Here is a 25,622-nt window from a genome sequence, read left to right as displayed (position 1 = left end):
TTTTTCCTCCTAACTCTTTATACACTTACTATTCTTTATTAACTCTAACTTCTCCTTTCTCTTTAACTGTTTAATTGCATATTCACGCTTCATAGCTTCTATTTTATCTTCAAACACTTCAAAATAAACTAATTCAACTGGTACTCTCGCTCTTGTATATTTTGCTCCTTTTCCATCAGAGTGTGCCTTTATCCTTTTTTCTAGATTGTTTGTCCACCCCGTATATAAACTATCATCATTACACCTTAATATATAAACATAATTCATATAATACCTCTTTAATATTTCTATATTATTTATAATTATATCTATGACTAACTATATTTTCTATAATTGTTGTTAATACTTAATAACAAAGTACATAACACTAAAGCAATAGTTGTGTTATAATCTTATGAGAATTAACAGAAAAGGAGCAAATAATATTATGGCATGTAAATTTTTCTTACATCAAGGAAAAAACAAAAGAGCTGAACAAGGCCGTCCTTGGATATACATAGATGAAATAAATGAATATGATGGTGATTATGAAAACGGAGATATTGTTGAAGTATATAATCATAAAAACTACTTTATAGGAAAAGGTTATATTAATGATAGAAGTAAAATAACTATCAGAATAATGACTAGAGATATAAATGAAGAAATTGATGAAGCTTTCTTTAAAAGAAGATTTGCTGAAGCATGGGATTATAGAAAAACTGTAATTGACACATCATCTTGCAGATTTATATTTGGAGAAGCTGATTTCTTACCTGGTTTAACAGTTGATAAATTTGAAGATTACTATGTAATTCAAATATCTACTCTAGGAATGGAGCAATATAGAGATTTAATAGTTAAAATACTAGTTGAAGAATATGGTGCTAAAGGTGTTTATGAAAGAAGTGACATAAAAACTAGAGAAATCGAAGGTTTAGAACAAACTAAAGGCTTCTTAACTGAGCCATTTGATACTAATATTCAAATTATCGAAAATGGAGTTAAATACATAGTAGATTTAGAAAATGGTCAAAAAACTGGATTTTTCTTAGATCAGAAAGAAAATAGAGCTGCTATGCATAGAATATGTAAAGGTAAAGATGTTTTAGATTGCTTTACTCATACTGGATCTTTCGCATTAAATGCTGGAATTGCAGGTGCAAAATCAGTTCTTGGAATAGATGTTTCTCAACATGCTATAGATTGTGCTACTAGAAATGCCGAATTAAATAACTTACAAGATACTGTTAAATTTGAATGCCATAATGCATTCCATGTTCTTGGAGATTGGTCAAGAGAAGGAAGACAATATGATGTTGTAATTTTAGATCCTCCTGCCTTTACAAAATCAAGAGGCACAGTAAATTCTGCTATTAGAGGATATAAAGAAATTAACCTTAGAGGTTTAAAGATGGTAAAACCAGGTGGATATTTTGCTACATGTTCATGCTCTCACTACATGAATGAAGAACAATTAAAGAAAACAGTTCTTGAGGCTGCACATGATGCAAGAAGAACTTTAAGACAAATTGAAGTTAGAACTCAAAGTTCAGACCATCCAATCCTTTGGAATTCTGATGAATCATACTACTTAAAATTCTTTATTTTCCAAGTAGTATAAAATTAATTTCAGGTGACAAGTTAAGTTAGAAACTCCTTAGGGAGTTTCTAATATATATTATAAATTCGGCCTAAGCTGAATTTATTCATTAACTTGCCATTTGTCACTTACCAAGCTTGATACCCTTATTAAATTTATCACTTAATTGATTAATTATAGACTTTTCATTATATTTCATTGGTTCTACAGTTGGAAATAAAATACTCATCCTAACTAGATAAACTCCAATAAAAACAATAATAGCTCCAATTAATATCTGCTTATAATATTTTCTATTTAACATTATTAATATTCCTATAACAAAAGGCATCCAAAATAATGGATGTAATTTAAATGCTCCTATAAAATTACCATTTAATACAGCTATTATTGCCCTAGTTATTCCACAAGAAGGACAAGGCGTACCTATTAAGCCTCTTATTAAACAAATTGTTCCCGTTACCTTAGAAAATTGATTTAAAATTAAGTAAATAATAATCAACCCTATTCCCATACTAAATATAATCTTTATACTTAAATTCTTATCATATTTCTTCATATCATTTAATAATTACAATATGGTATATCATCTTCTTGATAATTTAGATTATTGTAAATTTCTTTAAAATTTTTATTATCTTCAGAACTTATCTTATACCATTTATCATCTATATTCATAATATCATCTTGAATTATTATAGTGTGATTAACTCCAACTCCACTAGTTTGAATTAGAAAATTCCAATCATTTATATCTTGCTTTTCAACTTCTTGTTTAGGAATTTCATTAATAAAACCAATAATAAGTTCTATATCTGTAATTTTATCTATAGCCTTATATTTATTATCATTTCCCATAGATTTAATAACAACTTTGCTTATATTGCTGACATCTATAAGACCATCATCTATACTATCTCTCAAATTTAATTCTGATTTTTGAGTTTCATCACCATAATCTTCCTCAATACTTCTAGATTCTCCGCTATCATACATTGCTACTTCTGGAGTATTAGTACTATATTCTTCTATATTGTTTTCTGCACTTCTTAAAATATCAGATGATTTATTTAAATTAATATTACTATTTATTGATATTGCTGTTAGGCAAATAAATGCAAAACATGCGGCTGTGGCCCAAACCCTTTTATTGCTATACCAATTTTTCTTTTTCTCCAAATTTACCTTATCTAAATTGCCCAGAGTTTCTTCAATCTTATTATCAAATGATTTTGGTAAAATAAATTCTTTATCTTCCATATGACTTTTATTCTTTAAATATTCATCAAAATTATCCATGAAGCTCCTCCTTTAAAATATTATGTAACTTTTCTTTTGCTCTAGATAATCTAGATTTAATAGTTCCTTCTTTTACGTTTAAAACCTTTGCTATATCTTTATATTTCATATCTTCAAAGTAAAATAATATAGTTGTTGTTCTTAAGTCATCCTCTAGTAAATTAATTGCATTATATAAAGTTAAATCCTTATAACTATCATTAACGCTTATATTTTTAAAATGCTCCTTATCTACAGCTATTTCTCTAGCCCTTTTTTTATATATATTATTGCTTTCATTAATAACTATTCTTATTAACCACGTTTTAAAAAAAGCTTCATCCTTTAAAGTATGTATATTCTTATATGCCTTTAATATAGCTTCACTAACAGCATCCTCTACATCCTCTTCTTTGTTTAATATAGATTTAGCTACTCTATATACTGCTACCTTATTTAATCTTATTAGCGTACAAAATGCCTCTTTATCTCCAGCTTTTGCTCTTTTTACTTCCATTATTAATTGATCTTTACTGTAATCATATATCGAAGCTTCCAAAACTTTCGCTCCTTTCCTCTCCATTTGACAATTATTTGTCCCACTTTGTTCCATAAGTAAAATTAGAAATCTCAATTTGCTTAGTCGAATTTATACCTACCAACATAATAAAGTTAGTGTTCTCATAATATATTATAAAATAAAAAGCGACTGTTATAAAAAAACAATTCATACAGTCGCTCTATATCACCCTATAATTTACTTAAAATCTTTGCCTTGCCAAATATCATTGTCTACAAGTGCTTTATCAATATCATTTAATACTTCCCATTTCTTCAGGCTCCACATAGGTCCAATTAAGCTTGCTCTCGGAGCATCTCCTGTTAATCTATGTACAACCATTTCTTCTGGTATCATAGCAATCCCTTTGCAAATTAAATCTATGTAATCTTCCTTGCTTAAAAGCTTTAACTCCCCACTTTCATATTGCTCTACCATTTTAGTCCCCTTCATTAAATGCAACAAATGAAATTTAACTCCTTGTGATCCACTATGAGCAACATAATCTACAGTCTTTAGCATATCCTCCTTTGTTTCACCAGGAAGTCCAAAAATAGTGTGAACTACAACTTCAATTCCTCTTTTTTGTAGTTCTTTTATGCTTTTATCAAATACTTCTAAATCATATCCTCTATTAAAATTGCGTGCAGTATTATCATTTATAGTTTGTAATCCTAACTCAACCCAAAGATATGTTTTTTTATTAAGCTCTTCAAGATAATCTAAAACATCTTTATCTAAACAATCTGGTCTTGTTGCTATTGATAAAGCAACAACATTTTTTTGAGCTAATGCCTCATCATATTTTCTTCTTAATTCTTCAACAGGAGCATAGGTATTTGTGTAGGCTTGGAAATAAGCAATATACTTTCCATCTTTCCATTTCTTCTCCATCATTACCTTTCTGTCTTCAAACTGCTCACTTATAGATAATATTCTGCTGCCAGCATAATCTCCTGATCCTCTTGCACTACAAAAAGTACATCCACCTTTAGCCACTTTTCCATCTCTATTAGGGCAAGTAAATCCCCCATCTAATGATATTTTATATATTTTTTCGCCGAATTTATTTCTTAGGAAATAATTTAAGCTGTGATACCTTTTTCCATTCCATTCCTTCATATTTTTTCTCCTTAAAATCTATAAATTATATATTTGATATAATTTAAAATAGAGGCAATGCTAATTGCATTAACCTCTTTTATGTTTTTCTTTATTATAAAATACTTATTAACTAATTACAATTTAATCATTTCATTGCTCTTTAAATCTAAACTATACTTTCCTGTTGTTTCATCAGTAGTTGAATCACTTTTAAATACATCAAAAATTACTTTATCATCATCAAAATATTGAGCTTTAATATTGTATATCTCTGGCTTAAATATCTCATTAAATTTTGTATCTACAGCTTTTCCATCTTCAGCTTTATATATATTTAATCTACTTAATCCATTTTGATCTCTAAAGTTTACAGCTAAATTATCATCTTCTTTAGAAAATATAAAATCATCTATTTCTGAATTATTAATCAAATCTACAGATATAACTTTGCTAGCAACTGGCTTTTCAAATGCATCTTGGATTTCTCCTCCTATTTGTGAACTTTGTGAATCACTATTTAAATCAACTACATCTGTTCCTCCATTCATTAAAGTATCATCAATATACGCAATACAAATATATGAATTTTTATCATCTATAGTTGAAATAGCAACTTTCTTACCTGTAAAACCTAAAACAACTTTTCCAAAATTATTATTAGGCACTTTTTCTTTATAAAGCATCATTTTATTTTTACTTAAATAGGTATCCTTTGGTATATTATTTAAACTAATAACCAAACTACTCTTTCCACCTTTATCACCAATTATCCTAATTGCGTTATTTTTTATATATAACTCTCTTTGTGATTTTGATTTTATCTCCCCGATAATATAGTTATCACCATTTCTATTTACCTTTATAGTGTATTGTTCTAAATTACTTTTAGGTTCAATATTAGAATCCCTAATAACATTAAATATATAATATGCAAACTCACTACTTGCTACAGTTTTATCAAGTTGAAAACCAGTAATATTCGATACTCCCTCTGATAAGTTAATAGTACTATCTACAAGTTCCTTATCACAAATTTCTGTTGCACCATTTATATCACCATTTCTTATATTAATTAAGTAATCTGTAGCTAAATCCTTTCCCTTAAAAACATCAAATAAATCTAAGACCTCCTCTTTAGATTCATTTGCATTTGAACAACTAATTAGTACACTAATTGATAAAATTAATATTCCACTTAAAATCCTTTTAATGCTAATCATATTAATCTCCTTACAATTATTCTGCTTTTAAATTTATTTTTCCTAATAACTTATACCTTATTCACAAATAAAAAGAATAATTATACTGTAATCCTTATATATTAGATATTAGAAATATATTGGGGGGATGTGCGTGAAGAAGGATTTTTCTAAAATTTTTCAAATTGCAGTTGTTTTTATAGGAACCATTGTTGGAGCTGGACTTGCATCGGGTAAAGAAATTACTCAATTTTTCACTTCCTTTGGTTTGACTAGCTTTTTCGGAATACTTTTCTGTGGAGCATTTTATATATTAATGGGATCAATAATAGCTAAAATAAGTATTAAATATAGTCTAAATTCCTATAGTGATGTTCTAAAAATAATAAGTCCTAATTTGCTAGGTAAACTCACAGGTGTAATTACAACTTTTTATCTTATTTCAAGTGCTTCAATAATATTGGCTGGTAGTGGTGCTTTGATTAATCAATTTTTTGGAATTCCAAAAATAGTTGGATCATTAATAATGCTATGCCTTGCCTCTGTATTTTTACTAAGGGGTACTGATGGACTTATTGAAGTAAACTCATTTATTGTTCCGTCACTATTAGGAACAATAACACTTATAATAGTTTTATATTTTTTATTTTGTAGAGATTCTATATCTTTTCAATTTATATCTTCATTTGAACCACCTAAAAAAGGTGTTGCAGTTTCTACTATCCTTTATGCCGGCTACAATGTTCTTTGCTGCTCTGGAGTTTTAGTACCTTTAAGTAATGAAACAAAAAATTCTAAAACTATGGTATATGGAATTGCATGCGGTGCTTTAGGATTAACTTTATTATCAAGTGCTATTAACTTATTACTACTAGCAAACCAACCATATATATATGAATTAGAAATTCCTTTACTTTTAGTTGCTCAAAGATTTGGAAGTGTGGTTCAAGCATTACTTTTGGTTATAATTTGGCTTGAAATGTTCTCCACTGAAGTATCCGATGTATATTCAATAAGCAAAACTCTTGAACAATCATTTAATATCAAGTTTAAGAAGGGAATATTTATTGTATTAGCTGTTGCTTTACCAATATCACAAATAGGTTTCTCAAATCTAATATCAACTTTATATCCTCTTTTTGGTATTTTGAGTTTAATCTTCATTACACAGTGCATTTTCTTTTATCATAAAAATAAATCTGAACTTAATAATTGAAAATAATAGGTTAGCATTTACTTGTAATAAAACTTGTAATTGCTAACCCATAAAATCATTTTATAATTTTTACTAATCACCAAAATAATTAAATCTTGGTATTTCATTTGAATTTATAATATCAAATGATACTGGTGGTATAAATATCTTTTGTTTACAACTTGATCTAAGCTCCGCTATTTTAGTAACCCCAACATAAACATCTGAAATTTTATACCAAGTTGCATAATCTACAACACCTGTTTGTGGTAAATTAAAAACGCCTTGAAATACTGTTACTGCCTCTTTTGTCTTATCTCCATAAACCCCATCAACTGCTGATTTAGGTATTAATGGATAATTTTGAGCTATCCTATTTAATTGCTCTTGAATAGTTTGTACTGCATCCCCACTAGATCCAACGGTTAAATCATATCCTGGATATGAGCTTGGACTTCCTTCAACAACTTCAGCTGTAACTAATTCAATATCACTTCCATAAAATGATGTTAATATTTCATATGGAGATTTTCCCTCATCCCCCAAATACTTACTTCCCCATTGAGTCATCCAACCTGGACATTGAACATTTTTACCATCACAATATTGAGTTAATAACGGTTGCTTTCTACCAAATCTTCGTATATAAGTAGAGAATATATCATCTACAATGACACTTATACTCTCATATAAATTTCTTCCATAATTAAATGCATGATCATAAGCTGTTGAATTAGTTATATCAAAATTTTTACCTTTTCCTCTATACCATTCTGTATAAATCCTATTTAATGTAAATGATATAATTGCATATACATTAGCTCTGATAGTACTTTCTGGCCATGTTGAATAAATCTCACAAGAAGCTACGTTTTTAATATAATCCTTATAAGGTACTGTATAATTTGGTGCTGTTGTATTATTAGGTCCTCCTGCATGAACTGTAATGAATTCCGGAACTACAGGTTTTGGTAAAACTACTCCACTTGTTGGAGGTGGTAATGGTTTATCAACCTCTTCGGGTATTTTTGATGGATAATTTCCATTCAATGTATTAGGCTGAATATTTATCACATCTGCCCTATTACCGACCCTCCTTGATTCCTCAACTAAATTACATTGTTGAATTGCAATTTCATCAGGAAATATTTGTATACCATTAACGACTAATGATTGAAAACCTTGCCTTTCAATTCTTAAATCATAAAGACTATATGGTATATTTCCTGTTGGGTTCTGTGAATATTCTAATAATGGTGCTGATAATTCTATTACTTGCGATTCTCCAGACGAATTAGTTGTAAGTTCAACTTCCTTACTTTCTCCGCCTGATCCATGTGAAGATACCAATGTAGCTTTTATTCCTTCTATAGGAATATAAGTATCTCCAACAAAGCATTGCAACTTTAAGCCGCCCTTTTCTGCCATATATTACTCCTATATAAATTAATTCACTATATTAATATGCTTTTAAATTATATTTAGTGATTATTATAAATCTGTTGGCTTTCTAATAAATAAATTATTAACCCTATATTCTTGAAAGCCTCCATCAGATCTTGGTGTATAAGTTTCTCTTATTCTATCAAATATACCTTGTAAATCGAACATCCCATATCCCCAATCTCTATTAGGATAAACATCTCCTGGCCTTCCTTTAGCACCACTTATAATATAAGATTTTATCTGTTCTGAATATATATCTGGATAATTTCCATCACTAACTGCCCACTGAAGAATAAGAGCACAACATCCTGAAACGACAGCTCCAGCAACTGAGGCTCCAGTCATTAGTGAAGTCGTACCTCCTGGATTAGTTACTAAGGCATTAGTTCCTCCAGCTGCTATGTCTGGCTTTATACGCCCATCTCTTGTATAACCCCTACTAGATTCTGATAAAGTTGCGTTATTATTTTGATTATAATATGCTACTGAAATTGCTCCTCTTGATGTACTTGGTAATGTAAGAGTTGTATATTCAACAGGATTTAAAAACTTGGTTTCATTATCTATAAGTTCTCTTTGAGGTATCCAAGAATAATATTTACCGCCTACTATATATTGTCCTGTTAATCTAAATTTCCAAATGCCTGCTCTTAAATTATAAGCCCTTATAAAAATAAGCGAATCTCCTGTTGTTAATTCAGGAGAAGTAAAATTCACTATCATTTCAGTTTCTTCATATAAAAATTTAATTCTCTCATTATTTGTATTTTTAGATTCAAGATTATCTATAATTTCTCCCGTTGGTGATATAATAGATAGCTTAACTCTATTTGGTTTATCTATCCATATTTCTATCGGTAAATTTTTCTGTTTTTCACCAATTCTTATTTCTATATCTTTTACATCACCAACTCTTTCAATTATTCCTTCGGTATGAGTATCTGTATTACCTTGATTTCCTGTAGGAACAACAACTACAGTTGATGCCTGACTTGAAAAATTAGATATAGATGCTTCAATAATTCCATTACCAGTATGAGATCCCATATTACTTCCAAGCGGTATAAATACAACTACAGGTTTTTCTAATGCTCTTGCAACAGAAACTACATATCTTAATGCTAATAGCACGCTCCAAGGACTATAGGAAGGTACATCTGTTTTATCAATAAGTGCCGCATCAAGTTCAACCTTAGTTGCTCTAGCTAATTTAACAATTACAAATTGACAATCTGGGGCAGCTCCTTTTAAAGCAGGATTTATTCCTCTTCCTCCCATAATTCCACTTACCTTAGTACCATGACCTATGTCATCTTTAGATGGGACTATACTATATGGATCTCCACCTGTAGCCTGTAAGCTTATGGCTTTATTTATTTCTTCTTCCGTATATTCAATTCCATATTTTAATCCATATACTTCTTTATCTCCCTGTATAGTTTGATCCCATATTCTTAAAACTCTTGTAGTATCATCTTCCCTTTGAAATTCTTTATTAAGATAATCTATTCCACTATCTATTACACCTACCAATACACCTTTTCCATTAAGCCTTAAGTATGGATTATTATTAAATGTAGGAGCTCCACTAGCTTCCACTGGAGAAAGTTCATTCAATGTTAATATAGTTGAAATTTCCATATTAACTATTCTTATAACTAATTCATTTATTTCATTAATCTTATTTGCAGGTGTAATTATTACTGCAAAATTTGTTGATATCATTAAACCTGAAACTCCTGATACTTCTAATATATTTTTAAGATCATCTGAATCAGCAACTTCTACTAAAAGGAACACATTCTCTTCACTACTTGTATCATAATTAACATTTATTTCTTCTATTCCTTTAAAAGATTGATTATCCTGTCTATTTTTGATATCAATACTTCTAAATCCTAAGCCTAGCGTTTGAGATACTAAATTAATACTATTTCTTAAACAAAGTTCTCCATATCCCCATGCTGCATCTGGATATTGTATATCACCTCTTCCCTTTTTGGATCCTATAATCAAAAAATATTTTAATCTCTCTCCATATAAATATGGATCATTTCCATTAACTACACCCCATTGCATCATAAGTGCAGCAGCTCCAGTTACTTGTGGTGCTGCCATAGATGTACCTGTCTTTTTATCAAATCCTCTATTTGGTATAGTTGAATAAATTCCTTCCCCCGGTGCAACTATATCTGGTTTTATATATTGTCCATTATACATTTCTCCTCTACCGCTAAACGGTGATATAATATTAACCAAATAATTATAACTACCAACTGATATTACATTTCTAACTGTAGCAGGAATTCCTATTGTATTATAAGCAACTGGATTTAAAAATTTAGTATTAATATTTAACCCTTCTGAAATAGGTAACCACATGTCAAATTTCCCATCATATTCATTCACTTTTCTTAAAGTTATCTTCCATTGACCAGGTGATACGAACTCATTAATACCTGTTAACATAATGCCAATTTCTCCACTTACATCAAAAGGTTTAGGTCCAGTTAAATATATGGAATATCTAGAGTTACCTATAGTTCCTTCATTAAATCCTTCTTTTAATATTATTTCTCCTGTACTAAATCCACCTGGACAAAGCAACTCTATACTTACATCAGGCAATAATGATTTATATAAGTTTATTACAACTATAGATTCATCTGAGGAAATATTAAAATATACTTCATTTATATCTTCTAATGTTCCTCCTACATGATGTGCAGCTTCTCCTTCATTACCTGCTGCAATAACTATAGTTACTCTCTGAGTAGCAGATACCGTTGAAATATATTGTTCAAGTAAACTACTTCCGTTATGAGCTCCATCATTAGTACTTAAACTCATATTTATAGCCAAAGGCATATTTAGTTCTTTTCCTTTATCAATAAGAAACTTTATTCCTCGCATTATTTGCGTACTTAGTGCAAACCTACTTCTAGCAACCTTAACCATTGCTATTGAACTTTCTGGAGCCACCCCATAATACTTGGTATCTATATTTCCTCCAGCGCAAGCTATTCCTACAACATGTGTTCCATGTCCAGTAACATCAGTTGAACTAACTATTGAATATGGATCAGATGATTTAAGTGCTTCATTGATTTGCTCCTTAGTATATACCTTTCCACCTTGATCTAAATCATATATATATTCTATTCTAGTTGTTCCATCAGCATTTCTAAATGCAGGATGAGTATAATCTATTCCTGTGTCAATAAAACCAATTAAAACACCCTGCCCCTTTAAATTTGATGAATTTATTTGAGTTATACAGGAAGCTCTGTTACTTTCATAATCATTAGTATATAAGCTTTTTGGTAATTCAATATATTGGATTTTAGGACTTGTGGCTAAAGCTGTAAGATTTTCTATAGGAATCAATACTATCCCATACCCATATCCTAAATCAGTATATTTTCCACCTAAATTCTCTACAATTTGAGAAATCTCCTCTGGAGAACTGCCTGAAATTATACTTACCTCAACTTCAGTATCATTACTAGCTGCTAAAAAATTATTTGATATGTTAACTTTGGATAATATTGATTTAGGTATATTTTTTAATAGCCCTAAATTATTTTTATTACTTTCTATATTTACCACCTCATAATAATTCCTCTTAATAAATATATGTTTAACTCTATATATTTGAACTAGTGCATTTAAAAAAGTAACATTGCTAATTCCTTTATAAAAATATATAAAACTAAATCAATAAATTTTTTATTAGCCTCATTCAAAAAATTTTATTTAACACTAATCTAAAAGTTATCCACAGTTTCGATTAACTTATCCACATCATCCCCACAGCAATATATATTACTTTACTTGCATGAACTTTTAATATTTATATAATAAAAAAAGTGCCCATTGGCACTTTTCTATAATCTTATTTCAATTCTTTCTATCTTTGCAATAACTGCAATTTCTTTACTTTCAACAGTTTCAGTCATTAGAGCTCCCCCGTTGCTTACTAAAAGCAATTTAGAGTTTCCAAGACTTTTTATTTGCCTTATTTTTCTTTTACCTTTATAATCTACTAAAAATATTCCATTATTGCTTACTTCTTTAACTAAATGAGCAAATGCTAAATCGCCTTCCATCATTCTAAAACCAGACATTTCATTATCTTGAATTTGTAAATACATTACCTTATCTTGAGGATATCCTTCTACCTTATTTGAATGAATAGGTAATTCTATTTTTCCTAAAATATTCTTTAAATTATAATCGTAAATAGGAACATTTTTTAATACTGTAGAAAATGCATTATCCCAAATATCACTTGTTTCTATTTTAGTAGGCTTCTTATTGCTTTCCGCATAACTTTTTCTTTCTTCCATTAATGCTTCATCTGTTACAACCATACTAACATCATTTAAGTCTGTATTTAATATTTTGGCTGCTTTTTCTATAAATGATTCTTGTACAATTTTTCTACCAGTCTCTACTTCGTTTATAAATTTTTCTGCTACACCTAATTTTTTACCAAGTGCCTTTTGAGTCATTCCAGCCTTTAATCTAGCTTCCTTTATCTTTTCGCCAACTCTACTCATCTTTAATTTCCTTTCTAACCTTTGAATACCAATCTCTTTCATTCTTTAAATGCTTAATTAAGTAATTTACTTTCCAATTAATAGATTGCTCTGTTACTACGGCTAATATTCCATCTTTGATACCCTCTCGAGTATCATTTATTACTTTTTTCACTTCAATTTCTGTTAAGTTATTATAAAGTATTACTTTTTCTTTAAGTGGACTATTATTAAAAATATCTAATCTTAGTCCTGATAATATATCTCTTAAAGTCATTTCGCACATTTCTGGAGTTATTTCAATTATTTTATAGTCAAGCTTTTTCATATACTCTAAGTCTAAATTAGATAAACCATATACTAATATACACTTATTATTATTAATCATCTCAATCACCCCGATATACTTATAAAACTTCAATTTAAGGCTGCATCAAAAATATGATACAGCCTATTGATTTAACATGAAATTAAATATTAATCTTCTATTATTTCAGGTTCACCAAAGTTTTCTCCAAAAGTATCTACTGTTACTTTCTTCATAACTTGATCTTCATATGGTTTGTCACTATAATCTCTTTTAGTATTTACTATTTTATCAGCAACTTCTAGTCCTTCTATTAACTTTCCAAATGAAGCATATTGACCATCTAAATGTGGTGCATCTTCTACCATAATAAAGAATTGACTTCCTGCTGAATCTGGATGCATTGCTCTAGCCATTGATAAAACACCTTTTGTATGTTTTAAATCATTCTTGAATCCATTTCTTGAGAATTCTCCTTTAATGCTATATCCAGGTCCTCCAATTCCCATTCCTTCTGGGCATCCACCTTGAATCATAAATCCAGGTATTACTCTATGGAATATTAATCCATCATAAAATCCTCTATTTATTAAATCAACAAAATTCTTTACTGTATTAGGTGCTATTTCTGGATATAATTCAGCTTTCATTATATCTCCATTTTCCATTTCTATAGTAACTATAGGGTTTTTCATTTTATTACCTCACTTTCATTTTTTGGTATAATTTATTATTATCATATTTTAATATACTAATTCAATCTTTTATACAAATTTTCTTAAATTTTTAGGAAAACTAAGCTCTCTTCATTTACTGAGTAAGTTCGAATAACCAAATTAACAAGTAGTTAACTTCTACTAACTCAATCTAAGATTTATACCCTCAGTTAAAATTTAGAATCTTACTTAAGAAAAAAAGCCTCGATAATCGAAGCTAAATATATGATAAATATTTATGATATGAATTTATTTTTCTACTCTTTAGATGTGGTTATATTTTTCTATTGTTGAAATGCAGTTCCTAATACTACTCTTGAATAATCTCTATAGTTTGATAAATTTTTAACAACAACTTGTTTAAAAATGTAGTCTCTTCCGAATTTGTATATTAAGTCACTAAATAAGTTTATTAAAAATGTTGATGGTACTCTATCATATCCATCAAAATCTAGAATTACTCCTTGATCTAGGTTATTTCTTATTATTTCTCTTAATAAAATAGCATCTTCTATTGAATAATTATCACCTAATAAATCCCTAACTTTAATATTCATACTATTAATCCCCCTAAATTTTCTGAAAATTCTTTCTTTAATAATAATATATACAATTTTCAGAATATTGTCAACTATTTAACAATTATTTTTTACATTTATTTCTTCAATAAAAAAAAACGCCTTTTGGCGTTTTCTATTTTCTTTCTATTAACTTTAAACTTAAATCTATTACCTTTTGTTCCTCTAATGAATTATAAATTGATATTTCTCCCTTAGTAGATCTATTAGTTAATAAATTTTTTTCTTTTAATCTTCTTTTTATTTCTCTAGCTGTTCCTTCTCCACCATCTATAATGGCAATTCCACTACCTACAACTTTTTCTATTGTTTCTTTAACAAATGGATAATGCGTACATCCTAAAACTATTGATGCTATTTCTTCTTTTTTATATATACACAATTTATCTTTTAAATACTCTTCTAATTGACTTCCACTTAATATTCCTTCTTCTATAAATTCCATAAGTCCCGCACATTGTATTGGAACTATGTCCGCCTTGTCTTTGTATTTATTAAGTAACAAATTAAACTTTTCTTGTTTAATAGTCATAGGAGTTGCCATTATTAATATTTTGCCACCTTTATTCATTTCAACCGCTGGCTTTATAGCTGGTTCAATACCTACTAAAGGCAAATCAGGATATGTTCTCCTTAATTCACTTACTGCAGCACTAGTTGCTGTATTACAAGCTACAACTAATCCCTTAATTCCTTTATTCATTAAAAAATCTACTACATTAAATGTTAAATCTCTTATTTCTTTTGTAGGCTTTATTCCATAAGGAGCATTTTTTGAATCTCCAAAATATATATAATTTTCATTAGGCATTATCTTGATAGCTTCTCTCATTACACTTAGACCGCCAACCCCTGAATCTAAAAAGCCTATAGGCATATCCTTTTTATCCAAATCATCTCACTCCAATTTATATATTCCTTAATTTTATTTTATACCTTAATTAAGCTTAAATCCACTTTGATTTATTATAATATATAAATTATTATGCATTCTTTATGTAAATAATGAATTAGTTATTATTCATCCATGAAGGTATCAATACTCTATCGTTATCCATTAATTGTGTATTAATTAATTCTTGCTTTCTAAGTGATTCTCTTTTGGCTGAATTAATACTTAATAACTCTTCTGCTTCTCTTATACTCTTGGCTTTAAAAACCATTGTCCAACCATCCTTGCTGTATTTTCCAGCACACATTACATATTTATCTTTATTTTTATTTACTCCATTCATGCTATCATAAATGAAACTATTTAACTCACCTATATTCTTATAATTAACCTTTACAAATATTCCTCTATTTTCTTTCATACCGCACCTCCGAACAAACGTTCAATCATTGATTTAATAATATCAGAACATTTGTTCTTAGTCAACATTTTTTTACTTATTTAGAGGATTTTTTTACATTTTATAGAATATTATTTATGTGAAACTATTATTTATCATGCAAGGAGAATGTACTTTATGAATTTTAAATCTGAAAAATTTCAAAATATATTTATTATTATTTTGCTAGTTGCTACAATTTCAATTTTTTCAATTGATTTTATTCAAACAAAGGCAGATACTAATAATTCTATCGTATTAAAAGAAAAGAAAGCTATATTAGATGAAGAAATAGAAGCTTATATTCCTCCAGAAGAAGTTATAGTAGAAGAACCAACTGAAACTGAAACTGAAATTAATACTTATAATAATGAAAATAATGATATTTATTATAGTGATGATGAAAATGATGATATAACAACAAGCAGCCCTAACAAACCAAGTTCCGGTAACAATTCTAACTCAATTACTGGTTCTGGAAGTGCTTCTGGTTCTCAAGGCAGTTCTGGTTCTCAAGGCGGTTCCGGTTCTCAAGGTGGTTCTGGTTCTCAAGGTGGTTCTGGTTCTCAAGGCGGTTCCGGTTCTCAAGGTGGTTCTGGTTCTCAAGGTGGTTCTGGTTCTCAAGGCGGTTCCGGTTCTCAAGGTGGTTCTGGTTCTCAAGATGGCTCTGGTTCTCAAGATGGTTCCGGTTCTCAAGGTGGTTCTGGTTCTCAAGATGGTTCTGGATCTAATGATAGTTCTGGATCTAATGGCGACTCTGGATCTAATGGTGGCTCTGAATCTGAAGGCAGTTCTGGCTCTGAAGGTAGTTCTGGCTCTGAAGATGGTTCTAGCTCCGAATTACAATTTGCAGAGTAATATTTAAATGAAAACATATAAAAAAGGGGCTGTATCAAAATAAATTTTGATATTAGCCGATAAAAAAAGGAGGGTTCGAATTCGAATCCTCCTTTTTGCATATAATATTTTCATGAAAAATAATGTGTGCAAAAAAAATATTATACACATCCATCAATTAGGATTCCCAATTAATTTAGAAATTATTATACCAAAAGATGATTCAGTAAGAACATTATATGAAGTAACGGAGGGATTAAATTATTCAAAATTATATGAAACATACTCTACTGAAGGTAGAAATCCAATGATCTTACCTGAAACATTATTTAGGATAGTTGCTTATGGCTATATGGAAGGTATATATTCTAGTAGAAAGCTTGAAAAAGCTTGTAAAAGAGATATTAACTTTCGTTGGCTTTTGCAAGGGCAAAAGGAACCGAGTCATAATACAATTGCGAGATTTAGAAGTAAAAGGTTGGAAGGATGCGTAGAAGACCTATTTTCACAATTTATAATTGAATTAGAAAAAAGAAATGAAATAGAATTTGAAAATTTATTTGTAGATGGTACAAAAATCGAAGCGAATGCTAATAGATATAGTTTTGTTTGGAAAAAAGCTACTGATAAATTTGAAGAGAAATTACAAAATAAAACTCATAAAATATTATTAAACATAAGTTCAGAGCTTGATTTAAATTTAAGTATACCTGATGAAAAGATTTCAGTTGAATATGCATTAGCGGTAAAAGATAAACTTATTGAAATTAAAGAAAAAGAAGGATTAGATTTTGTATATGGAAAAGGCAAAAGAAAAAGTAAACTTCAAAAATATACTGAAGTAATTAATGATTTTATAGAAAAACAAAGTAAATATGATGAATACAATAAAATTTTTAATGGAAGAAATAGTTTTTCAAAAACCGATCATGACGCTACTTTCATGCATATGAAAGAGGATCATATGAAAAATGGTCAGTTGAAGCCAGCATATAATGTTCAAATAGGGGTAGAAGGTGAATATATAGTTGGAATAGATATATCAAGTGAAAGATCAGATCAACTTACCTTTATACCATTTTTAGATAAGTTAGAAAAGAACTTAAATAAAAAATATAAATCTATAACTGCTGACGCAGGATACGAAAGTGAAGAAAACTATACATATTTAGAAAATAATAATCAAAAAGCTTTCATTAAGCCTCAAACATATGAAAAATCAAAAACTAAAAAGTTTAAAAATGATATTAGTAAAAGAGAAAATATGCACTATAACCAAGAGGATGATTACTATATTTGTGCTGCTGGCAAGAAACTACTTCCTAAAGGATTTACTACAAGAAAATCAAAATCAAACTTTAAATCAATAGTAAATATCTACGAATGCGAAAGCTGTTTAGGGTGTGAATATAAAAATAAATGCACAAAAGCTAAGAATAATAGGCAATTACATGTTCCTAAAGAATTTTTAAGATTAAGATCTGAATCATTAGCTAATATAACAACCAAAGAAGGTATACGTTTAAGAATAAATAGATCTATTCAAGTTGAAGGTGCATTTGCAGTAATTAAACAAGATTATGGATTTAGAAGATTTTTAATGAGAGGAAATAAGAAAGTTAGAATAGAATTATTGATAATGGCATTTGCCTATAATGTTAATAAATTGCACAACAAAACTTTACAAGGTCGAAACGGCGAGTTGTTGCACGAGCCGAAAGGTGCATAATAAAAACTATATATGAAAATTATACCAGAAGGCATCTAACCTTCTTTTTGTCATGTAAAAAAACAAAATTAATAGCAATATTTACATAAAAATTAGTGTATAAAATTTTGAACAATTAAAAAGGAGTTGTATTCAGACTGAATTTATTAATTCAATCTGATACAGCTCCCTTTTTTATTATTCAGCTATATTAAACACTTCTAAATCTCTCTTATCAATTTCAGATACCTTAACATCTGCTATTGCTCTTAACGTATCTAAAGCTGTTATAACACCTATATTTCTTTCAATGGCAGCTCTTCTAATTAAGAATCCATCTCTCTTAGAATCATTACCCTTTGTTGGAGTATTTACAACTAAATCAACTTCTTTATTCTTAACAACATCTAATATATTTGGTTCTTGTTCATTAAGTCTTCTAACTTCTTCACAGTCAATTCCTGATTCTCTTAAAAGCTTACAAGTTCCTTCTGTTGCAATAAACTTGTATCCAACTTTAGCTAAATCTTTCGCTATTGGTAAGAATTCAGCCTTATCATGCTTATTGATAGTTGCTAATATTTTTCCTTTTTCCATTGATGGGTACATTCCTCCACCAACAAACCCTTTATATAATGCTTCCTTAACATCTCTACCTACACCTAAAACTTCTCCAGTAGATTTCATTTCAGGTCCTAAAGATACTTCAACCTTTGGTAATTTTTGAGTTGAGAATACTGGAACCTTAACTGATACTAGTTCTGGTTCTGGATAAACATCTACTCCATAACCTAAATCAACTAACTTTTCTCCAAGCATAACCTTAGTAGCTAAATCTACTATTGGAACTCCACTTACCTTACTGATATATGGAACTGTTCTTGAAGCTCTTGGATTAACCTCTATTACATAAAGGTTGCCTTCGAACTCTATGAATTGAATGTTTATCATTCCCTTAATTCCTATAGCTAAAGCTAACTTCTTAGTGTAATCTAAAACTTTCGCTTTGATTTCCTCGCTAATATTTTGGCTTGGGTACATTGTTACAGAGTCTCCTGAGTGAACCCCAGCTCTTTCTAAATGTTCCATTATACCTGGTATTAAAATATTTTCTCCATCAGATATGGCATCTACTTCTATTTCTCTACCCATTAAGTATTTATCTATAAGTATTGGATTTTTCTTATCCTTTTTAAATGCATTGCTTAAATAGTAAGTTAACTCCTCTTCATCGTGAGTTATTTCCATACCTTGACCACCTAATACATATGAAGGTCTAACAAGTACTGGATATTTTAATCTATTTGCTTCTTCTATACCTTCTTCTAAAGTCCAAACACCTTTTCCTTTAGGTCTTGCTATATCAAACTTTTCAAGTAATTCTTCAAATTTTTCTCTATCTTCAGCCATATCAATTTGATCTGCTGTAGTTCCTAAAGTCTTAATTCCTTTTTCCTTTAAGAAGTTTGCAAGTTTAATTGCTGTTTGACCACCAAATTGAAGAATAACTCCATATGGATTTTCTTTTTCAATTATGTTTAATACATCTTCTTCTGTTAATGGTTCAAAGTAAAGTTTATCTGATATATTGAAGTCTGTACTTACTGTTTCTGGGTTATTATTAACTATTATAGTTTCAATTCCCATCTTCTTTAATGCCATTACACAGTGAACTGAAGCATAGTCAAACTCTATACCTTGCCCTATTCTTATTGGTCCTGAACCTATTACTATAACCTTTTTCTTATCTGATACTTCAACTTCATCATATTGTTCATAAGTTGAGTAATAGTATGGTGATAATGCTTCAAACTCTCCTCCACAAGTATCAACCATCTTATAAGCTGGCTTTATATTCCAAATATTTCTTAATCTATAAATATCATCTGGACTAACCCTTAACATATCAGCTATAGCCTTATCTGAGAATCCTTTTCTCTTAAGATTTAATAACCATTCTTTATCTAAATCATCTATTTTGCTTAATTTTAATCTAGTTTCTTCATGTACTATCCATTTGAATTTTTCTAAGAAGAATATATCTATTCCTGTAATTTTAGCTATACTTTCAATTCTATAATCTCTTCTTATCATTTCTGTAAGAGCAAATAATCTTTCATCATCTGGCTTCATTACAGCTTCTTTCAATTCTTGAATGCTCATTTCTTTAAACTTTGGATGGTCTAAAGAATATTTTCCTATTTCTAAACTTCTTATACCTTTTAATAATGCTGACTCTAAGTTAGCACCTATAGCCATTATTTCTCCAGTTGCCATCATCTTTGTTCCCAAAGCTCTATCAGCTGTAAAGAACTTATCGAAAGGCCACTTTGGAATCTTAACTACAACATAATCTAATGTTGGTTCAAAACAAGCATATGTCTTTTGAGTTACTGCATTTTTAATTTCATCTAGTCCATATCCTAAAGCTATTTTAGCTGCAAGCTTTGCTATTGGATATCCAGTAGCTTTTGATGCTAAAGCTGAAGATCTTGAAACTCTAGGGTTAATTTCAATAACTGCATATTCAAATGAATTTGGATTTAATGCAAATTGTACGTTACATCCACCTTCGATTCCTACTGCATTGATAATATTGATTGATGCAGTTCTAAGCATTTGGTATTCTTTATCAGATAAAGTTTGAGATGGAGCTACAACTATACTATCCCCTGTATGAATACCTACTGGGTCAATGTTTTCCATGTTACAAACAGTTATACAGTTTCCATAAGAGTCTCTCATTACTTCGTACTCTACTTCCTTCCAACCTTTAACTGATTTTTCTAATAAAACTTGACCTATTGTACTTAATTGTAATCCTGATGCAAGAATAGTTCTTAATTCTTCTTCATTTTCAGCTATTCCACCACCAGTTCCTCCTAATGTATAAGCAGGTCTTACTATAACTGGGTAACCAATCTTGTTTGCAAATGCCATACCAGCTTCCATATCAGTTACTATTTCAGATGTAATAACCGGCTCATTGATTCTATGCATCATATCTCTAAATAGCTCTCTATCTTCACCTTCTTTGATAGAAGCTATTGAAGTTCCTATAACTTTAACATTATACTTTTCTAATATTCCAGCATCATGTAAATCAACTGCTAAGTTAAGTCCTGTTTGACCTCCCATACCAGCAAGTAAACTATCTGGTCTTTCCTTTGCTATTACTTTTTCAACAAATTCTAATGTTAATGGTTCTATATAAATTTTATCTGCAACTTCTTTGTCCGTCATAATAGTAGCTGGGTTAGAGTTTACTAATACAACTTCTATCCCTTCTTCCTTTAATGCTTGACATGCTTGAGTTCCTGAATAATCAAACTCTGCAGCTTGCCCGATAACTATTGGTCCTGATCCTATAACTAAAACTTTTTTAATATCTTTATTTAATGGCATTTTCTAAACCCTCCTATAGTGCATATTCCATAAATCTGTCAAATATATATTCACTATCCTTCGGACCTGCTGCAGCCTCTGGATGGAATTGAACTGAGTATATTGGTAAAGTAGTATGTTTCATACCTTCCACTGTTCCGTCATTAATATTTAAGTGTGTTGCTATAACACTTTCTGGTAGCTCATCTACTACATATCCATGATTTTGAGAAGTAATATGAACTCTATTTCTTTCTAAATCTTTTACTGGATGGTTGCATCCTCTATGTCCAAACTTTAATTTAGTAGTTTTTCCACCTAAAGTTAATGCTAGTAATTGATGTCCTAAACAAATACCTACTATAGGTTTAACTCCAACTATCTTTTTAATGTTTTCTATTACATCAGTTAAATCTTCTGGATCTCCAGGGCCATTTGATAAAAATACTAAATCAGGATTTACTGATAATACTTCTTCTGCTGTAGCAGTCATTGGAAATACTGTTATTTTGCAATTTCTCTTTTTGAAATTTCTTATTATATTTGTTTTTATTCCAAAATCCATAATTGCAACATGCTTTCCTGTTCCCTCGATTGTATATGGTTTCTTTGTAGTTACCATTTTTACTGCATCTCTATTTGAAAAAGCACTTATTTTTTCTTTAACTTCTTCTAATGTTTCATGTTCTAATGAGATTATTCCTCTCATTGTCCCATTGTTTCTTAATACCTTTGTTAAAGCTCTTGTATCTATACCTTCTAAACCTATTATTTTATTTTGCTTTAAGTAATCTTCTAATCCAATTTCACATCTAAAGTTATTTGGGAAGCTACATTTTTCTCTTACTATGAATCCTCTTACCTTAGGTGTATCTGATTCGTTATCCTCTAAATTTATTCCGTAGTTTCCTATTAGTGGATATGTCATAGTTACAATTTGTCCGTAGTATGATGGATCTGTTAAAACCTCTTGATATCCTGTCATTCCTGTTGTAAATACAACCTCTCCTACGCTATCTTTTAAGTATCCAAATGCATTACCTTCAAAAATCATGCCATTTTCTAATATAAGCCTTGCTTTCATTCCTAGCCCTCCTAAAATTCATGTATATAACAGCTAAAAATACACTTTCTAAAAGCTCTTTAACTTCAAATATAATTTATCTATTTTCTTAACTATTTATTTAGTTAAAAATAACAGAAAAGGATAGTAAGGAGACATTTAACTATGTAATCTCTCCATACTATCCTTATTATATTTAAAATTTACTTTAGAAAATTCTTTTGATAAATCGATGTAACTATTGCTATTTACGTATAACATACCTACATACTCCTTTCTGGCCTCTCTGGACCAATTTAAAGTGTACTTTTTAACTAATTAATTATTTATTCTTATCTTTGTATATTATTGTATATTTAGCACGAATTATTGTCAAGAATAAATTAGCTTTATTAGATGGAATTTACCATCTAAATTTTTGTACACTCTATTCCAAATATTTCAATGTGTATTTTTTATAATTATACTCCTCAATGAATATTTATGCAACTTTATTGTATTTTTATAAACGCATAAAATAAGGCCATTAAGATTTGTTATCTTAATGGCTTTATTTTCTTAAACTTATTTATTTTTTAATTCTTTTATCCAGTTTACTATAAATTCTATTGGATTTTCATCATTACTTGGTGCTATATATTTTGATTTTCTTTTTAATTCTTCACTTCCATTGCTTATGCAAAAACCATAATCAGCTTCTTGTAAAAGCTCAACGTCATTCATATTATCTCCAACCGTAATTATCGTAAAATCTTCAATTTCTTTATGCATTACTAATTTCTTTAATGCTTGTCCTTTTGATATTTCTTTTGGTATTATTTCTAAATATACATCTGAACTTCTTACAATATTATTATCACCATAGTCTTTTCTTAAATATGTTTCAACAAAATCTAGCTCTTCTTTTTCGCCTACAATTAACGCTTTAGTCCATTTTTTATTCCAAATACTATCATCGACATTATAAATTACATCATAACCTAGCTTACTAAATCTTTCAGTTCTTTTACATGCTTGATAAATATATACTTGCTCATTACTATATATCTCTATTCCTATATTATGATTAACCTTATTTACTACTTTGACTATTTCTTTTCGTTCTTCCTCTAAAAACTTTTCCCAAATTACTTCATCACTATTAAAATCATATACTTTAGTTCCATTATACATAATTACAGGAAGTGTAACCTTCATCTTATGAATATGTCTCTTTATTGAAGGTAACATACGTCCAGTAGCTAAAGTAAATTGACCACCATTATCTACAAAATACTCTATAGCTTTTTTATTTTCTTCTGATAATTTTCCTTTACTATTTAAAAGTGTTCCATCCATATCAGAAACTAATAAATATCCATCAAAAATCCCCATATTTTTCTCCTTATTTTTTATTAGTTTTCAGTATTATTTTTCTTGAGATTCGTCTAGGTAAAAGCTTATTTCCAATAACTAATAATTTATTTTTCATTCCAGGAATTATAATAAGCTTCCCTTTTTTAAAATCTTTATAGCTAACTTTAGCAACCTCTTCTGCATCCATTAAATATTTCTTGGCAGATTCACTTTTCTTAATTCCAGCCTTGTCTTGGAAAGTAGTCTTAACAGGACCAGGACAAAGACATGAAATCCTTATTCCACTATCTTTACACTCTTCATATATAGCTTCTGTTAAATTAAGTACATATGCTTTTGATGCATAATAAGCTGCCATTCTAGGACCTGAGCAAAAAGCAGCTGTTGAAGCTACATTTAAAATCCCTCCATTTTTACATTCAATGATCTTAGGCAAGAAATATTTTGTTAATTTAGTTAATACTTTTATATTTATATCTATTAATGCTTCTTCCTTTACCCATTCTATTTCGCTAAAATCACCAAAGGTTCCAATTCCAGCATTATTAACTAAAATATCTACATTTAACTTATTCATTTCAACATAATTAAATAAACCTTGAATATCTTCACTCTTTGATAAATCTAAGCTTAATATTTTTACTTCTACATTACATTTACTTAATTCATTTTTTGCTGTTTCTAATTTACCTTCATCTCTAGCAACTAAAATTAAATTATGTCTATCCTTTGCAAATAACTTTGCAAGCTCATATCCAATTCCAGTTGATGCACCTGTTATTAATGTATAGTTTCTTGTACTATTCATAATAAACCTCTCCTAAAAACATTATAATTCTACTTTCATTTTAACATGGGGAATATTAACTTCATCATAAACATCTGATATAACCTTAAATCCTACACTTTCATATAATCCTTTAGCATAAAGTTGTGCTGATAATACTACAGTTTTTTCATCTAAATTGTTTTTAATAAACTCTAATGCTACTTTCATCATTTCTTGAGCAATTCCTTTTCTTCTATGACTTGAAAGTACTAAAACTCTTCCTACTGAAATATAATCATATCCTATTCCTTTAGGTACTATTCTACAATAAGCAACAACTCTTTCATTTTCTTTTAACATTATATGATGACATACCTTATCTTTATCATCAAAATCCTGTTCTTCTACTATCTTCTGCTCACAAACAAAAACCTCAAACCTAGATTTTGCAATTTCATACATTTCATTAACTGTTAAATCATTAAACTTTTTAATTTCAAACATTTTTCTACTTCCTTCCCTTTTCTTGCTACTATTTTATCTCTTTATTATCCAATATAATTTAAGTATAATCTATTAAAAATATAATTTATTTTTATTTGATAAATTACAATATCAAGTGCAACACTAATTAATTGCAAAAAAAATAACCCATACGGGTACGTTCAT

23 protein-coding genes are annotated in these 25,622 nt (G+C 29.2%); 4 read left to right on the top strand and 19 right to left on the bottom strand.

Annotated features, from left to right (window positions below):
* Positions 1 to 9 precede the first annotated feature (9 nt).
* Entirely contained in the window at positions 10 to 267 is a 258-nt protein-coding gene (locus HCG70_RS15460; protein ID WP_042401993.1) for a GIY-YIG nuclease family protein, read from the bottom strand.
* Between the two features lie 160 nt (positions 268 to 427).
* Here HCG70_RS15460 and HCG70_RS15455 point away from each other — a divergent pair, with 160 nt between their 5' ends.
* Positions 428 to 1,603, top strand: a complete 1,176-nt coding sequence (locus HCG70_RS15455) for a class I SAM-dependent rRNA methyltransferase (RefSeq protein WP_042401996.1) — start codon at positions 428 to 430, stop codon at positions 1,601 to 1,603.
* A 103-nt stretch (positions 1,604 to 1,706) separates the two neighbouring features.
* Here the strand turns inward: HCG70_RS15455 and HCG70_RS15450 are convergent, their stop codons facing one another.
* The 5 genes from HCG70_RS15450 to HCG70_RS15430 form a co-directional block, all read right to left on the bottom strand.
* On the bottom strand, positions 1,707 to 2,141 hold the full coding sequence (locus HCG70_RS15450) for a DUF2752 domain-containing protein (RefSeq protein WP_042401999.1): 435 nt from the start codon (positions 2,139 to 2,141) through the stop codon (positions 1,707 to 1,709).
* A 5-nt stretch (positions 2,142 to 2,146) separates the two neighbouring features.
* Positions 2,147 to 2,881, bottom strand: coding sequence for a hypothetical protein (locus HCG70_RS15445; protein WP_042402001.1), 735 nt, complete (start codon positions 2,879 to 2,881; stop codon positions 2,147 to 2,149).
* On the bottom strand, positions 2,874 to 3,419 hold the full coding sequence (locus HCG70_RS15440; RefSeq protein WP_242833271.1) for a sigma-70 family RNA polymerase sigma factor: 546 nt from the start codon (positions 3,417 to 3,419) through the stop codon (positions 2,874 to 2,876). Before HCG70_RS15440 ends, HCG70_RS15445 begins: the two co-directional genes overlap by 8 nt.
* Before the next feature lie 198 nt (positions 3,420 to 3,617).
* Complete coding sequence (locus tag HCG70_RS15435) at positions 3,618 to 4,541, bottom strand: TIGR01212 family radical SAM protein (protein ID WP_042402006.1); 924 nt, start codon at positions 4,539 to 4,541, stop codon at positions 3,618 to 3,620.
* A 116-nt stretch (positions 4,542 to 4,657) separates the two neighbouring features.
* Positions 4,658 to 5,743 (bottom strand): hypothetical protein, encoded by a 1,086-nt coding sequence (locus HCG70_RS15430; protein ID WP_221697982.1) that lies wholly within the window; start codon positions 5,741 to 5,743, stop codon positions 4,658 to 4,660.
* A 133-nt stretch (positions 5,744 to 5,876) separates the two neighbouring features.
* Here HCG70_RS15430 and HCG70_RS15425 point away from each other — a divergent pair, with 133 nt between their 5' ends.
* Positions 5,877 to 6,938 (top strand): transporter, encoded by a 1,062-nt coding sequence (locus HCG70_RS15425; RefSeq protein ID WP_042402013.1) that lies wholly within the window; start codon positions 5,877 to 5,879, stop codon positions 6,936 to 6,938.
* Positions 6,939 to 7,010: 72 nt separating this feature from the next.
* On the opposite strand, the gene HCG70_RS15420 is transcribed toward HCG70_RS15425, so the two are convergent.
* The 8 genes from HCG70_RS15420 to HCG70_RS15385 all read right to left on the bottom strand — a co-directional run bounded on the left by HCG70_RS15420 (position 7,011) and on the right by HCG70_RS15385 (position 15,818).
* Entirely contained in the window at positions 7,011 to 8,345 is a 1,335-nt protein-coding gene (locus HCG70_RS15420; RefSeq protein ID WP_221697981.1) for a peptidoglycan-binding protein, read from the bottom strand.
* 63 nt (positions 8,346 to 8,408) lie between these two features.
* A complete protein-coding gene (locus HCG70_RS15415; RefSeq protein ID WP_221697980.1) occupies positions 8,409 to 11,972 on the bottom strand; it encodes a S8 family peptidase in 3,564 nt (1,187 codons plus the stop codon).
* Positions 11,973 to 12,250: 278 nt separating this feature from the next.
* Positions 12,251 to 12,925, bottom strand: a complete 675-nt coding sequence (locus HCG70_RS15410; RefSeq protein WP_042402018.1) for a helix-turn-helix transcriptional regulator — start codon at positions 12,923 to 12,925, stop codon at positions 12,251 to 12,253.
* Positions 12,918 to 13,292, bottom strand: coding sequence for a DUF3783 domain-containing protein (locus tag HCG70_RS15405; RefSeq protein WP_042402020.1), 375 nt, complete (start codon positions 13,290 to 13,292; stop codon positions 12,918 to 12,920). Before HCG70_RS15405 ends, HCG70_RS15410 begins: the two co-directional genes overlap by 8 nt.
* An 89-nt stretch (positions 13,293 to 13,381) precedes the next feature.
* Positions 13,382 to 13,906: a peptidylprolyl isomerase gene (locus tag HCG70_RS15400; protein ID WP_042402023.1), complete on the bottom strand. Its 525-nt coding sequence runs from the start codon at positions 13,904 to 13,906 to the stop codon at positions 13,382 to 13,384.
* Positions 13,907 to 14,211: 305 nt separating this feature from the next.
* Positions 14,212 to 14,484: an STAS-like domain-containing protein gene (locus HCG70_RS15395; protein ID WP_042402027.1), complete on the bottom strand. Its 273-nt coding sequence runs from the start codon at positions 14,482 to 14,484 to the stop codon at positions 14,212 to 14,214.
* 136 nt (positions 14,485 to 14,620) lie between these two features.
* A complete protein-coding gene (gene murI, locus HCG70_RS15390; protein ID WP_042402030.1) occupies positions 14,621 to 15,397 on the bottom strand; it encodes a glutamate racemase in 777 nt (258 codons plus the stop codon).
* Between the two features lie 118 nt (positions 15,398 to 15,515).
* Positions 15,516 to 15,818: a hypothetical protein gene (locus tag HCG70_RS15385; RefSeq protein WP_042402031.1), complete on the bottom strand. Its 303-nt coding sequence runs from the start codon at positions 15,816 to 15,818 to the stop codon at positions 15,516 to 15,518.
* Positions 15,819 to 15,974: 156 nt separating this feature from the next.
* On the opposite strand from HCG70_RS15385, the gene HCG70_RS15380 reads away from it, so the two are divergent.
* Positions 15,975 to 16,694 (top strand): hypothetical protein, encoded by a 720-nt coding sequence (locus tag HCG70_RS15380; protein WP_221697979.1) that lies wholly within the window; start codon positions 15,975 to 15,977, stop codon positions 16,692 to 16,694.
* 124 nt (positions 16,695 to 16,818) lie between these two features.
* Complete coding sequence (locus HCG70_RS15375; RefSeq protein WP_157029154.1) at positions 16,819 to 18,402, top strand: IS1182 family transposase; 1,584 nt, start codon at positions 16,819 to 16,821, stop codon at positions 18,400 to 18,402.
* A 177-nt stretch (positions 18,403 to 18,579) separates the two neighbouring features.
* Here HCG70_RS15375 and carB read toward each other — a convergent pair whose 3' ends face one another.
* From carB to HCG70_RS15350, 5 genes are all read right to left on the bottom strand, one after another.
* Positions 18,580 to 21,786, bottom strand: a complete 3,207-nt coding sequence (gene carB, locus HCG70_RS15370; protein WP_042401223.1) for a carbamoyl-phosphate synthase large subunit — start codon at positions 21,784 to 21,786, stop codon at positions 18,580 to 18,582.
* Positions 21,787 to 21,799: 13 nt separating this feature from the next.
* Positions 21,800 to 22,849 (bottom strand): glutamine-hydrolyzing carbamoyl-phosphate synthase small subunit, encoded by a 1,050-nt coding sequence (locus tag HCG70_RS15365; protein WP_042401221.1) that lies wholly within the window; start codon positions 22,847 to 22,849, stop codon positions 21,800 to 21,802.
* Between the two features lie 543 nt (positions 22,850 to 23,392).
* Complete coding sequence (locus HCG70_RS15360; protein WP_042401219.1) at positions 23,393 to 24,202, bottom strand: Cof-type HAD-IIB family hydrolase; 810 nt, start codon at positions 24,200 to 24,202, stop codon at positions 23,393 to 23,395.
* A 10-nt stretch (positions 24,203 to 24,212) separates the two neighbouring features.
* Positions 24,213 to 24,992 (bottom strand): SDR family oxidoreductase, encoded by a 780-nt coding sequence (locus tag HCG70_RS15355; protein WP_042401216.1) that lies wholly within the window; start codon positions 24,990 to 24,992, stop codon positions 24,213 to 24,215.
* A gap of 21 nt (positions 24,993 to 25,013) precedes the next feature.
* Positions 25,014 to 25,457 (bottom strand): GNAT family N-acetyltransferase, encoded by a 444-nt coding sequence (locus HCG70_RS15350; protein ID WP_042401214.1) that lies wholly within the window; start codon positions 25,455 to 25,457, stop codon positions 25,014 to 25,016.
* Positions 25,458 to 25,622 lie beyond the last annotated feature (165 nt).

The sequence above is a fragment of the Clostridium sp. K04 genome, from assembly GCF_019734375.1.
Taxonomy (GTDB): domain Bacteria; phylum Bacillota; class Clostridia; order Clostridiales; family Clostridiaceae; genus Clostridium; species Clostridium saudiense.
The sequence above is the reverse complement of the archived record's forward strand: the minus strand, read 5'-3'. Positions and strand labels throughout refer to the sequence as shown.